Below are 13,130 nucleotides of genomic sequence, written 5' to 3'. Positions count from 1 at the left end.
TTACCGAAAAGTGAACGTGCTTTCCTGCGTTTCGGCACCTGCATCCCTCAGGATGCCCGAAGCGCAGGCCCAAGGTGGCAAGGGATTACCGTGAGCGGACTGGAAACGGCCATCAAGCAGGCGCTGGAGCGCTCCGACCGGGCAAGTGCGGAAACGCGCGCTCGGATCTACCAATCGGCACGAAATGCGCTCGAAGCCGGCCTGCGCAAGCAGAACGTCCTTGACGAAACCGTCGTCGCCCAGCAGCGGCATCGGCTGGAAGTCACCATTCACGCGATCGAACAGCAGGAGCGGGCGGCTCTTCGCGATCTCTCGGTCGTTCATTCCCCAGTCTCTCCGGCCCCCGTCTCTCCGGCCCCCGTCTCTCCGGCCCCCGTCTCTCCGGCCCTCGTCTCTCCAGCCCCCGTCTCTCCTTCCACAGTTCCTCCGCAAAATCCCGCAGAGCCTGCATCCCCTGCCGAGCCCCACGTGACCATTGCCGACGCTCCCCGTGCGCAGCAGCGTGCCAGCGGCCGCGATGCCGAGCGGCAGGAGCCCGGGTTTGGCGAGGTGACCGCCGAGCGCCCCTCGTCCCCGCGTGACGCCCCTTCGTTCGATGCCCCTGACGTGGATGGACCGCGCGGAGATGGCAGGGTGGAGCGCGGCGACCGGCACCGCGAGGATGATGATGCACCGTTCACGGAAACGCCAACGCCGATGGTCGCGCCGGTTCGCGATTCCAAGCGGCCGGGCGCGCAGGCGCGCGATGCCGTCAACGATCTCGGCCTTCCCGGTGCGGAGCCGCTCGTGCCGCGTAGGCGCCGTGGCCGCGGCGGGCGTATCGCCTCCATTCTCATGGTTGCGGCCGTGCTCGTGGCAGCCATCGGCAGCGCAACGTGGTGGGTCATGAGCACGGGTCTTCTCGAACGCCCGCAGGGCCAGCCGGCACCTCCGCCGACCGTGGCCGCGGAGGATTTCGATGGCGGCGCAGGCCTGCGAACGCTCGGTGCCCAGGCCGGCTTCACGGCGGATTGGGTCGATCTCTATCTGCCGACTGCCACGGGCGGCGTTACGCCAGGCGCGCGTGTTCGTACCGAGGTGGTGCGCGACGAGGGTGGAGCACGGCTGCGCATCGCGTCGGGTACCGGCGATGCCAGCGGCAATGTCGCCATCGAGGTGCCGGCATCGGCGCTGCAGCGCATGTCGGGGCAGACTTCCACCATCGCCCTCAGCGTGCAATCGGCAAACGGCAAGCCGACCCAGTTTTCGGTGGAATGCGACTTCGCATCCCTCGGTGATTGCGGTCGTCATCGGTTCACGGTCAATGACGAGAAGAGCGACATGCTGTTCAAGATCAGCTTCGACCGTACGATGTCGCCGAACGGGCCCGGCCGTATCCTTGTGAACAGCGACGTCACCGCCAATGGCGGTAGTCTCGATCTCTATGCCATCCGGCTCCTGCCCGGACAGTGAGACGAACGGCGGTACCGGATCCCGCCGCCGCCCCCGTCATTGGCCACTTCAGGACATCACGACTTGAGAAAATGGTGCTCTGAGTTCAGGATCTTGCCGTCGATCTCGCCGATCGCCTTCTCGTCCTTGCCGGTATAGTCCAGTCCGGTCAGGATATGGCGGATGAGATTCAGCCGGGCGCGGCGGCGGTCGTTGCCGAGAATCACTGTCCAGGGCGCCTTGCCCTTGTGGGTTTCCTTCAGCATGCGGTTGCGCTTTTCGGTATAATCGTTCCAGCGCGACAAAGCCTCGATGTCCATGGGCGAAAGCTTCCACACCTTCAGCGGATCGTGGCGGCGCTGGTGGAACTGCATCAGCTGCATTTCCTGCCCGATTTCCAGCCAGATCTTGAAGAGCACGATGCCCTCGTCGACGATCAGCTTCTCGAATGCCGGGACCTGCTTGAGGAAATGCTCGTACTCCGCCGGCGTGCAAAAGCCCATGACCGGCTCGACGCCGGCGCGATTGTACCAGGACCGGTCGAACAGCACGAACTCGCCCTTCGTCGGAAAATGCGAGACGTAGCGCTGGAAATACCATTGCCCGCTTTCCGTCTCGGTCGGCTTGGTCAGCGCGACGATCCGTGCCGTACGCGGGTTCATATAGGCGCGGGTTTCGTGGATCGCGCCGCCCTTGCCGGCCGCATCGCGCCCCTCGAACAGCACGATGACGCGCTTGCCGCTCGCCTGTTGCCAGGTCTGCACCTTCACCAGCTCGATCTGCAGCTTTTCCAGCTCGGCCTTGAAGACGTCCTTGTTCAGCTTCTTTTCATAGGGGTAGCCGCCGGAGGCCATGGCGGATTTGGTGATCCAGTCCGGCAGGTCCGGCGTGTCGACGTCGAACAGGCGCGTCTTCCCGTTGATGACGATCTCGACCGGCTTGTTGTCGTCCATGCTGCTTATCTCCGTATGTGCCAAGCGGGCCGAGCTTGAAGGGGCGGTTGCCGCCGTGGCTGGGGAGCAGGCCATAAGTCCATTGCGATTTCAAGCGCACCGTGAAAATCATGTCATGAAGCCGGGTTATACCAAGTGTCGATGATAGGAGCTACCTTCGGCAGGCTTCTCGGGTTTTCTGGCTAGGAGAGGTTCGCAGATCAATGCTGTCGCATCGGTCAAGAACCTCGACAACGCCAGAAAACCCGAGAAGCCTGTCCTATAGGTCCCTATCATCGACACTTGGTATTACATGCTGGATGTCGCCGCATCGGCTGGCAGGTGTGATTGTATGTGCCTGTTGGCGCAGGCTCGTTCGAGCAGGCAGCGACAGTCGGGAGGACGTGTGCAGGAAACGACATATTGGCGGACGATGGGCACCCGCATCTGGGCGGAGAAATGGCTGATCGGCCTCACCCTTGCCGGCTGCGTTGGATTGATCGCGACCAGCGGCCACGCCGCGCTTGCTAGCGCATTCTGGATCGTTCTCGTTCTGGCGCTTCTGCGGCAACCGGCGATGCCGGCGCCCCCCGCCGCCGTCGAGCCGCTGCCTTCCACCGGTGAGGCCGAACTGGCGACGCTCGAAGCCGGCTTCGACGCCTTGGATATGCCGGTGCTCGTCATCGGACCGGACGAGCGCGTGCTCTTCCAGAACCAAGCGGCCGAAAAGGCTTTCGGTGTCATTCCGGCCAATTCCGACCTTTCCGGTCGCGTCCGTTCCCCGGGCATCCTCGATATGGTGCGGGAGACCATCGCGACCGGCCGCATCAACCAGATCGAACATTCCGAACGTCTGCCGTCCGAGGCCGTCTACATCGTACGCGTCGCGCCGGCTGCGCTGGCCGCTGGTGGCCCAAAGCGGGTGTCGGCGCCGGAAGGCATCGATACCGTCTATGTCGTTTCCTACCGCGATATCTCGCAGGCGCGCCGCATCGATCGCATGCGCTCGGATTTCGTCGCCAATGCCAGCCACGAACTGCGCACCCCGCTCGCCTCCCTGCGCGGCTTCATCGAGACGCTGCAGGGGCCGGCGCGCAACGATGTGAAGGCGCATGAGCGGTTCCTCGGCATCATGCTGGAGCAGGCGAACCGGATGAGCCGCCTTGTCGATGACCTGCTGTCACTTTCCCGCCTCGAGCTGAAATCCCACATCGCGCCCGAGCAGGAGGTCGCGCTTGCACCTCTGCTCGGCCATGTCTGCGACACGCTGGGGCCGCTCGCCCAGGATGTGGGCATCACCATCTCGCTCGCCGTTCCGTCATTTCCCGTCGTCGTTCAGGGGGATCGCGACGAGCTGATCGAGGTGTTCGAGAACCTCGTGGAAAATGCCTGCAAGTATGGGCAGGAAGGCAAGACCGTGGAGGTGACCCTGTCCGGCGGCGGCGGTGATCCGGTCGAGGTCTCGGTGCGCGATCACGGGCCGGGCATTCCCGCCGAGCACGTGCCGCGCATCACCGAGCGTTTTTACCGGGTGAATGTCGAGGCCAGCCGCTCGAAGAAAGGCACCGGGCTGGGGCTTGCGATCGTCAAACACATCCTCACCCGGCACCGCGCCCGCCTGATTGTCCGCTCCGTGTTGGGCGAGGGAACCGTTTTCACGGTCCGTTTTTGACGGAATATCGGCGGAATTTGGATTTCCAGAAAAAAGCTTATAAAAATCAGAAAGATGGACTGTCATAAATCTTTCGTCAACTTGACATAAAAGCTGGTGGCATCGGCCGCTAATGAAGGGCAGCCGATGAGAATAAACGGCGAAAGCGAGCGCTGACACTCTAGCGCACCCACACAAGCCCATCCGGGAGAATTCCATGAACGCCCTGAAACTGACTGCCGCAGCCCTGGTGGCTTCCGTCGCCTTTGCTGGCGCTGCTGCTGCCCGCGACCAGATCCAGATCGCTGGTTCGTCCACCGTTCTTCCCTATGCAAAGATCGTTGCCGAAACCTTCGGCGAGACCTTCCCCGACTTCAAGACGCCGGTCGTCGAATCCGGCGGCACGGGTGCCGGCCTCAAGGAATTCTGCAAGGGCGTCGGCCCCGACACCATCGACATCGCCAATGCTTCGCGCAAGATCAAGGACAGCGAACTGGCGGAATGCAAGTCGGCCGGCGTGACCGAAGTGCAGGAAGTCAAGATCGGCTATGACGGCATCGTGTTCGCCACCGACAGCGGCAATGCCGATCTGAAGCTGGAGCCGAAGGACCTCTACCTCGGCCTCGCAGCCCAGGTCGTCGTCGACGGCAAGCTCGTCGCGAACCCCTATACGAAGTGGTCCGAGGTCAATAAGAGCCTGCCGGACGCCGAAATCGCTGCCTACATCCCGGGCGAAAAGCACGGCACGCGCGAAGTCTTCGAAGAGAAGATCCTTCATGCGGGCTGCAAGGCTTCCGGCGCTGAAGAGGTCATCAAGGCGGCCGTTGCCGACGCCAAGGAACAGGCCCGCACCTGCGTTGCCGTTCGCAAGGATGGCAAGGCTGTCGACATCGACGGCGACTACACGGAAACCCTGGCCCGCATCGCTGCCAACAAGAACGGCATCGGCGTCTTCGGTCTCGCTTTCTATGAAAACAACGCCGACAAGCTGAAGGTTGCAACCGTCAACGGCGTCGTCCCGACCACGGAAACGATCGCTTCCGGCGAATACCCGGTCTCGCGCCCGCTGTTCTTCTACGTCAAGAAGGCGCATCTCGGCGTTATCCCCGGCCTGAAGGAGTTCGTTGAATTCTTCCTCGACGACCAGATGGTCGGCCCGGAAAGCCCGCTGTCGGCCTATGGTCTCGTGTCCGCACCGGATGCAGAGCGCGAAGCCGACCGCAAGGCCTTTACCGACGGCACACAGCTGTAATAGGAGCCGATCCGGAGACCCGGTCTCTTAAGGATCACCCCGCACGGCGCGCGAGCGCCGTGCGGGAGCCCCAACGTTCGAATGGCCGGCGTCCGATCTTGCAGCATGCGATGTCGTGAAACGACCGGGGGACCCAGACCATGAGCGCTTCTCTCCTCTTTCTCCTCGTCCTGCTCGTCGGCGCATCCGCCTTCGTGATGGGTCGTTCGCGGGCCATGGCCACGGCCGGTGGCAAGCTTTCCTCGCTGCATTCTCTGCCCGGCTACCACGGCAGCTACGCCGCCATCTGGGCTCTGCTTCCTTCGCTCGTCGTGCTCGCCGTCTGGCTCGTCGCCGCGCCGCCGATGATCGATCGCAGCGTGCTTTTCCATCTGCCGACCGAGGTCCTGAACCAGGGCAACGCGCCCGCCCAGCTGGCACTCGGCCAGGTCAAGTCGGTTGCACGCGGTCTCGCCCTTCTCTCGGACGCCGAGCGCAGTGCGCTCGACAGCGGTTCCATCAATCTTCGCGACGCCATGGGTGCCAAGGGCATTCCGCTGGCCGGCGCCGGCGAACCCTGGATGATCGAGTCCGCCACGACTTTCAACCGGATGACGGCAAACAGCCATCTCGCCATGGCCGGTGTCGTGCTGCTGCTGGCCATCGGTGGAACGCTTCTGGCGCTCCGCGGCATCTCGCAGCGCTTCCGGGCCCGCAACCGTGTCGAGCAGGTCATTCTCGGCGGCCTGATCCTCGCATCGTCCATCGCCATCCTTACCACTGTCGGCATCATCGGCTCCATGCTGTCGGAAGCCCTGCGCTTCTTCGCCTCGGTGTCGCCGATGGAGTTCTTCTTCGGTACGGTATGGGATCCGCGCTTCGCCGCAGCCGGTCAGGCGGGGCAGGCCGGGCAGTTCGGCCTCCTGCCGCTCCTCGCCGGCACGCTCTACATCGCCTTCGTCGCCATGCTCTTTGCCGTGCCGATCGGCCTGTTCGCCGCCATCTACATGGCGGAATATGCCAACAGCACGGTACGCTCGATCGCCAAGCCGCTGCTCGAAATCCTCGCCGGCATCCCGACCATCGTCTACGGCTTCTTCGCCCTCGTCACGGTCGGCCCGTTCCTGCGCGATATCTCGGGCCAGTTAAACGGCCTCGTTACCGGCAACTATGCCAGCTTCATCCAGGCGCAGAGCGTTCTCACCGCCGGCCTCGTCATGGGCATCATGCTGATTCCCTTCGTGTCCTCCCTGTCGGATGACATCATTACGCAGGTGCCCGGCTCGCTGCGCGACGGTTCGCTCGGCCTCGGTGCCACGCGGTCGGAAACCATCAAGCGCGTCGTCCTTCCTGCCGCTCTTCCCGGCATCGTCGGTGCGCTTCTGCTCACGGCATCCCGCGCCGTCGGCGAGACGATGATCGTGGTGCTTGCGGCCGGTGTCGCCGCCCGCATGCAGATCAACCCCTTCGAGCCGATGACGACCGTCACGGTGAAGATCGTCAACCAGCTGACGGGCGACCTGGAGTTCACCTCTCCGCAGACCCTCGTCGCCTTCGCGCTCGGCATCACGCTCTTTGCCATCACGCTCTGCCTCAACATTTACGCGCTCTACATCGTGCGCAAATACCGGGAACAGTACGAATGACCGACATGACCTCATCGCTCGCCGGTGCGTCGCAGCGTCCCGCATCCACCCGTCGCGATATCGGCATCAAGCGCCGCTACGCCGCAGAACGCCGCTTCCGGGCCTATGGCATCGGCGCCATCTCCATCGGCATCTTCTTCCTCGGTCTCCTGCTCTGGACGGTCGTGTCCAAGGGCTACACGGCCTTCCTGCAGACCGAGATCGTCCTGCCGATCACGTTCAGCGAACAGGTCATCGACCCGAAGAACGAACGGGCGACCAACCCAGCAAAGCTGATGACGGCGAACTATCCGCTGCTGGTACGCGATGCGCTGGTGCAGAAGCTGGGGCTGGACCCGGCCAACCGGGCGGAGGTCAAACTGGCGACCGACATGGTTTCGGCCAGCGCCCGTACGCAGCTTCGCGACGTCGTCGTCGCCAACCCTGCGATCATCGGCCAGACGGTGTCGGTGGCGCTTCTGGCGGAAGGCAACATCGACTCGGCCAACAAGGGCCAGATCGACGTGACGGTTTCCGAAGCCAACCGCAAGGTGAAGGACAAGCAGATCGGCTGGATGCAGACCCTCGCGCAGGACGGCGCGATGACGAAGTCGTTCAACACGGGCCTCTTCACATCAGGCGCATCTTCGCGTCCCGAAGCTGCCGGTATCGGCGTCGCAGCGCTCGGCTCGCTCTACATGATGCTGATCGTGCTGGCGCTCGCGCTGCCGATCGGTGTCTCCGCCTCGATCTATCTCGAAGAGTTCGCGCCGAAGAACAAGCTGACCGACCTCATCGAGGTCAACATCAACAATCTCGCGGCCGTTCCCTCCATCGTCTACGGTCTGCTCGGCCTGTCGATCTTCATCAACTTCGCCGGCATGCCGCGCTCGGCGGCCCTCGTTGGCGGTCTCGTCCTCACGTTGATGACGCTGCCCACGATCATCATCGCCACGCGTGCGGCGCTGAAGGCCGTGCCGCCGTCCATCCGTGCCGCAGCCCTCGGTCTCGGTGCCTCGAAGATGCAGACCATCTTCCACCACGTCCTGCCGCTTGCCATGCCGGGGATCCTCACGGGCACCATCATCGGCCTGGCGCATGCGCTCGGCGAAACCGCGCCGCTGCTTCTCATCGGCATGGTGGCCTTCGTGGTCGATTTCCCGGGCTCGCCGCTCGAACCTTCCACGGCACTGCCGGTCCAGATCTACATGTGGGCCAACGAAGCCGAACGTGCATTTGTCGAAAGGACCTCCGGCGCGATCATCGTGCTCCTGATCTTCCTGGTGGTCATGAACCTTGGCGCAATCCTGTTGCGGCGCCGCTTTGAACGACGCTGGTAGTGAGGTAGAAAATAATGAACATGATGTCAGAAGCGACTCTCGAAAAGGCGGTCGATCAGAAGATGAATGCTGTCCCTCACAAGATGATCGGCAAGGATGTGTCGGTCTACTACGGCGAAAAGCGTGCGCTGTTCGACGTGAACCTCAACATCCGCGAAAACACGGTCACGGCGCTGATCGGCCCCTCGGGCTGCGGCAAGTCGACCTTCCTGCGGACGCTCAACCGCATGAACGACACGATCGACCACTGCAAGGTCACGGGCAAGATCACGCTCGACGGCGGTGATATCTACGATCCCTCGATCGACGTCGTCGAGCTGCGGGCGCGCGTCGGCATGGTTTTCCAGAAGCCGAACCCGTTTCCGAAGTCCATCTACGAAAACGTGACCTATGGCCCGAAGATCCACGGTCTCGCCCGCACCAAGGCCGAACTCGACGCCATCGTCGAGCAGAGCCTGCAGAAGGCTGGTCTGTGGAACGAGGTCAAGGACCGTCTGCACGAGTCCGGCACCGGCCTTTCCGGCGGCCAGCAGCAGCGTCTCTGCATCGCGCGCGCCGTTGCCGTCAGCCCCGAGGTCATCCTCATGGACGAGCCCTGTTCGGCGCTCGACCCGATCGCCACCGCAAAGGTCGAGGAGCTGATCCACGAGCTGCGCGCCAACTACACGATCGTGATCGTCACGCACTCCATGCAGCAGGCAGCCCGCGTCTCGCAGCGCACCGCCATGTTCCACCTCGGCAATCTCGTCGAGGAGAACGACACCGACAAGATGTTCACCAATCCGGATGACCAGCGCACCCAGGATTACATCATGGGCCGCTTCGGCTGATCGGTTGCCCGACCGACAGCTTTGCGCCCGTGACCGAACTCCAAGGACAGGATCCATGGCAACCCATATCGCATCCGTCTATGACGAAGACCTGAAGTACCTGAGCCGCCGTATCTCCGAGATGGGTGGCCTTGCCGAGCAGATGGTGGCCGAATCCGTTCGCGCCCTCGTCAATGCCGATCTGGGCCTTGCCCAGAAGGTCATCTCCGACGACGTCGTGCTCGACGACGCCGAGCGCCAGATCGGCGAGAAGGCGATCGTGACGATCGCCAAGCGCCAGCCGATGGCGGCCGACCTGCGCGAAATCATGGGGTCGATCCGCATCGCGGCCGATCTCGAGCGCGTGGGCGACCTTGGCAAGAACACGGCCAAGCGCGTCATCGCCGTCTCCAGCGCCAGCCTGCCGCGGCAGCTGTCCCGCGGGATCGAGCATCTCGCCGAACTGACGCTCATGCAGCTGAAGGAAGTGCTGGATGTCTACGCATCCCGTTCGGCCGAGAAGGCGAAGGCCATCCGCGAGCGCGACGGCGAGATCGACGCGATCTACACCTCGCTGTTCCGCGAGCTTCTGACCTACATGATGGAAGATCCGCGCAACATCACACCCTGCACACATCTTCTGTTCTGCGCCAAGAACATCGAGCGCATCGGCGACCATGCGACCAACATCGCCGAGACGATCTACTACATGACGACCGGTGCGCAGCCGCTGGGCGAACGTCCGAAAGACGACTCGTCGAACACCGTCGGCGCACTCGCCACCTGAGCGAGGGGCGCGGGAGCCGAAATGCTCCTGCGCCATCGCCTCCGGTCTTGAGGCCGGCGGACGTTCGGCTGAAGGTATGCAGCCATCCGGTGGCCTCTGCGCCACGCATGAAAACTGTCAACGATGATCGCCACCCTCGGGTTCTGGCGAAAGCCTTGTCACGCGACAAGGGCACTACGGAGTCCAGAAATGCAGCCGAAAATTGCCGTTGTCGAAGATGAAGAAGCGCTGAGCGTCCTCCTGCGTTACAATCTCGAGGCCGAAGGCTTCGATGTCGACACCATCAACCGGGGCGACGAGGCGGAGGTGCGGCTGCAGGAGCGGCTGCCCGATCTTCTGATCCTCGACTGGATGCTGCCCGGCGTTTCCGGCATCGAGCTTTGCCGGCGCCTGCGCCAGCGCAGCGAAACGGAACGCCTGCCGATCATCATGCTGACGGCGCGGGGCGAGGAGAGCGAGCGGGTCCGCGGACTTGCCACCGGCGCCGACGATTATGTCGTCAAGCCGTTCTCGACGCCCGAGCTGATTGCGCGCGTGAAAGCCATGCTGCGCCGTGCGCGTCCCGAAGTCCTGTCCTCGCTTCTGAAATGCGGCGATATCGAGCTGGACCGCGAAACGCACCGCGTTCACCGCAAGACCCGCGAAGTCCGCCTCGGGCCGACGGAGTTTCGCCTGCTCGAATTCTTCATGGCCTCGCCCGGTCGCGTCTTCTCCCGCTCGCAGCTTCTCGACGGCGTCTGGGGACATGACATATATGTGGACGAGCGCACCGTCGACGTCCATGTCGGCCGCCTGCGCAAGGCGCTCAACTTCTCCAATATGCAGGACGTCATCCGCACGGTGCGGGGCGCAGGCTACTCGCTGGAAAGCTGAAGACGTTACGCTTCAATCCCGAAGCGTAACGTCTTCGAAGGCTGCATGGCTGTCGATTGCCTGGGCCCGGTGCAGACAAGATCCTCCATCATACATAACGCAAAAGGCCTTCTTCGCGGGACGAAGAAGGCCTTTTCGTTTGTGGTCTGCCAGGCGCTTATCGCGCGCGGCGACGCTCGGCCGAGGGCTGGTAGGCCAGCTTGGCGTGGAAGGTGCAGTAGGGTGAGCTATCCGGAGAGTCGTTGCCGCAGAAGTGGAATTCCTCCTTCATCGGATCGCCGATCGGCCACTTGCAGGTGCGGTCGGTGAGCTGCGTCAGCACGAGCTTGCGCGACATCGGCACGACGACATTGCTGCCCGTTGCGCCGCTTGTCCCGCTGCCGGTCACCGTCAGTGCGGTTTCCGGTGCGAAGGCGCTTTCGGAATCCTCGATCACGTTCATCGTGCTGACCGGGCGCGCCATGGGGCGCAGCGGTGCTGCGCGCGGAGCGGCGTTGGCGACGACGGCTTCCGGGGCTGCCGGGCGTGCGGCGACGACGGGACGCTTCGGGCGGTTTGCGCTCGGGGCGGCACCGCCGGCCTTGGCACGACCGGGAAGCGACAGGCGATGAACCTTGCCGATGACGGCATTACGGCTGACGCCGCCGAGCTGCGCCGCGATCTGGCTCGCGCTCAACCCCTCGGCCCAGAGCTTCTTCAGTCTCTCAACCCGCTCGTCAGTCCAATTCATGGTCGTCTCCGTTCCAGGCCGTTCCTGAAGGACGAATCCCTCACCGCGCCCCGGATGGCTCCGAAGCTGCAACGCCTTGACTCTTTTGGTGACTAGGTCCGCCGCATGCGTCTAGCAATTATTTGCTAACCTAGAGACGGGGTGACTCCCTGACAAGAGTCCGGGGAATCGACCCGAATCGATTTTTGGGTTTTCCCCAACTTGCTGTCACCGCGTGATATATTTGCAAGGCCTTTTCTCCAGAAAGCATCGCGCCTGAAAAACGCGCGACAAGGCTGTAATTCCGGGACTTTTGTTGACAGCGGCACCTGAAATACCGATAGTGCGCTCGCCGCCGTAAGGGCGGTATTTTTAATTTCGGGCCGGCACTGCCGGTCTCTGCAAAACAGATCGAACCTTCCCGCAGCCCGCGCGGACAGGACGAGGAGATTGGCACGATGGCCGAGGCAACCCCGCTTTACGAGACCTACATGCGCGCGCCGCTGCGCTTCGAGCGCGGCGAGGGTGTCTGGCTGGTGGCGGAAGATGGCTCGCGCTATCTCGATTTCGCCGCCGGCGTCGCGGTCAATTCGCTTGGCCACGCCCATCCGCATCTGGTGGCGGCGCTGAAGGATCAGGCCGAAAAGGTCTGGCATCTGTCGAACCTCTACGAAATTCCCGGCCAGGAAAAGCTTGCCAAGCGCCTGACCGACAACACCTTTGCCGACAAGGTCTTCTTCACCAATTCCGGTGCGGAAGCGCTAGAATGCGCCATCAAGACCGCGCGCCGCTACCAGTTCGCCAAGGGCCGGACGGAGCGTTTCCACGTCATCACCTTCGAAGGCGCCTTCCACGGCCGCACGCTCGCGACGATCGCGGCTGGCGGACAGGCGAAGTATCTCGAAGGCTTCGGCCCCAAGGCGCCCGGCTTCGTGCAGGTCCCCTTCGGCGATCTCGATGCCGTCAAGGATGCGATCACCGAGGAAACCGCTGCGATCCTGATCGAGCCGATCCAGGGCGAGGGCGGCATACGCCCGGCACCCAAGGCCTTCCTGCAGGCGCTGCGCGACCTCTGCGACGAATACGGCCTGATGCTGATCTTCGACGAAGTCCAGTGCGGCGTCGGCCGGACCGGCAAGCTCTTCGCCTATGAATGGTCCGGCATTGCGCCGGATATTCTGGCGGCTGCCAAGGGCATCGGCGGCGGCTTTCCGCTCGGCGCCTGCCTTGCGACGGAAGAGGCCGCCTCCGGCATGGTCGCCGGCACGCATGGTTCCACCTATGGCGGCAATCCGCTGGCCATGGCCGTCGGCAATGCCGTGCTCGACGTGGTTCTGGGCGACGGCTTCCTCGAGCACGTCCGCGACGTTGCGCTCGTCTTCCGCCAGGGCCTGGCGTCGCTTGCCGACCGCTTCCCCGACGTGATCGAGGAAATCCGCGGCGAAGGCCTCATGCTCGGCATCAAGGCGGTGGTTCCCTCGGCAGATCTGCTGAAGGCGATCCGGGCGGAAAAGATGCTGGCCGTTCCTGCCGGCGAAAACGTCATCCGTCTGCTGCCGCCGCTGATCACCACTGCGGAGGAAGCCCGCGAGGGCCTCGCCCGCATCGAGCGCGCCAGCGAGACGCTGACGGCTGTGAAGCAGCGCGCGACCGCTTAAGGCCGCGCCACCCCACACCCAGGATTACCGACACCCAGGCCCGGACAGGGGGCTGAAGCCCCGATGGGACAAGGACAGGACACG

General features: G+C 63.5%; 11 protein-coding genes. 9 read left to right on the top strand and 2 right to left on the bottom strand.

Translation table 11 applies throughout. The features are described 5' to 3' along the window. The first annotated feature begins 90 nt into the window (after positions 1–90). On the top strand, positions 91–1,452 hold the full coding sequence (locus C8J33_RS27320; RefSeq protein WP_207904015.1) for a biotin transporter BioY: 1,362 nt from the start codon (positions 91–93) through the stop codon (positions 1,450–1,452). A gap of 56 nt (positions 1,453–1,508) precedes the next feature. Here the strand turns inward: C8J33_RS27320 and ppk2 are convergent, their stop codons facing one another. Then, complete coding sequence (ppk2, locus tag C8J33_RS10125) at positions 1,509–2,384, bottom strand: polyphosphate kinase 2 (RefSeq protein ID WP_110800209.1); 876 nt, start codon at positions 2,382–2,384, stop codon at positions 1,509–1,511. A gap of 412 nt (positions 2,385–2,796) precedes the next feature. Between ppk2 and phoR the strand changes: the two genes are divergently transcribed. The 7 genes from phoR to phoB all read left to right on the top strand — a co-directional run bounded on the left by phoR (position 2,797) and on the right by phoB (position 10,679). After that, positions 2,797–4,035, top strand: a complete 1,239-nt coding sequence (gene phoR, locus C8J33_RS10120; protein WP_245507150.1) for a phosphate regulon sensor histidine kinase PhoR — start codon at positions 2,797–2,799, stop codon at positions 4,033–4,035. A gap of 196 nt (positions 4,036–4,231) precedes the next feature. Then, positions 4,232–5,266: a substrate-binding domain-containing protein gene (locus tag C8J33_RS10115; protein ID WP_132446087.1), complete on the top strand. Its 1,035-nt coding sequence runs from the start codon at positions 4,232–4,234 to the stop codon at positions 5,264–5,266. A 140-nt stretch (positions 5,267–5,406) separates the two neighbouring features. Beyond that, positions 5,407–6,891 (top strand): phosphate ABC transporter permease subunit PstC, encoded by a 1,485-nt coding sequence (gene pstC, locus C8J33_RS10110; protein WP_110727145.1) that lies wholly within the window; start codon positions 5,407–5,409, stop codon positions 6,889–6,891. Then, a complete protein-coding gene (gene pstA, locus C8J33_RS10105) occupies positions 6,888–8,210 on the top strand; it encodes a phosphate ABC transporter permease PstA (RefSeq protein ID WP_132663998.1) in 1,323 nt (440 codons plus the stop codon). Before pstC ends, pstA begins: the two co-directional genes overlap by 4 nt. Before the next feature lie 14 nt (positions 8,211–8,224). Next, positions 8,225–9,040, top strand: coding sequence for a phosphate ABC transporter ATP-binding protein PstB (gene pstB, locus C8J33_RS10100; RefSeq protein WP_092931939.1), 816 nt, complete (start codon positions 8,225–8,227; stop codon positions 9,038–9,040). A gap of 55 nt (positions 9,041–9,095) precedes the next feature. Further along, positions 9,096–9,806 (top strand): phosphate signaling complex protein PhoU, encoded by a 711-nt coding sequence (gene phoU / locus C8J33_RS10095; RefSeq protein WP_110727139.1) that lies wholly within the window; start codon positions 9,096–9,098, stop codon positions 9,804–9,806. Positions 9,807–9,995: 189 nt separating this feature from the next. Then, positions 9,996–10,679 carry a phosphate regulon transcriptional regulator PhoB gene (gene phoB / locus C8J33_RS10090; protein ID WP_062595195.1) on the top strand — a complete coding sequence of 228 codons (684 nt, stop codon included), beginning with the start codon at positions 9,996–9,998 and terminating at the stop codon, positions 10,677–10,679. 157 nt (positions 10,680–10,836) lie between these two features. Here the strand turns inward: phoB and C8J33_RS10085 are convergent, their stop codons facing one another. Further along, positions 10,837–11,409, bottom strand: coding sequence for a GcrA family cell cycle regulator (locus C8J33_RS10085; RefSeq protein WP_110800204.1), 573 nt, complete (start codon positions 11,407–11,409; stop codon positions 10,837–10,839). 437 nt (positions 11,410–11,846) lie between these two features. Between C8J33_RS10085 and C8J33_RS10080 the strand changes: the two genes are divergently transcribed. After that, the gene (locus C8J33_RS10080) at positions 11,847–13,046 is read left to right on the top strand and encodes an aspartate aminotransferase family protein (RefSeq protein WP_110733006.1); all 1,200 of its coding nucleotides are present in this window, start codon (positions 11,847–11,849) and stop codon (positions 13,044–13,046) included. Positions 13,047–13,130: the final 84 nt, after the last annotated feature.

It is taken from the genome of Rhizobium sp. PP-CC-3G-465, assembly GCF_004343445.1.
GTDB classification, from domain to species: domain Bacteria; phylum Pseudomonadota; class Alphaproteobacteria; order Rhizobiales; family Rhizobiaceae; genus Ferranicluibacter; species Ferranicluibacter rubi.
Note: the sequence above shows the minus strand (reverse complement) of the source record. Positions and strands in the feature narration are given on the sequence as shown.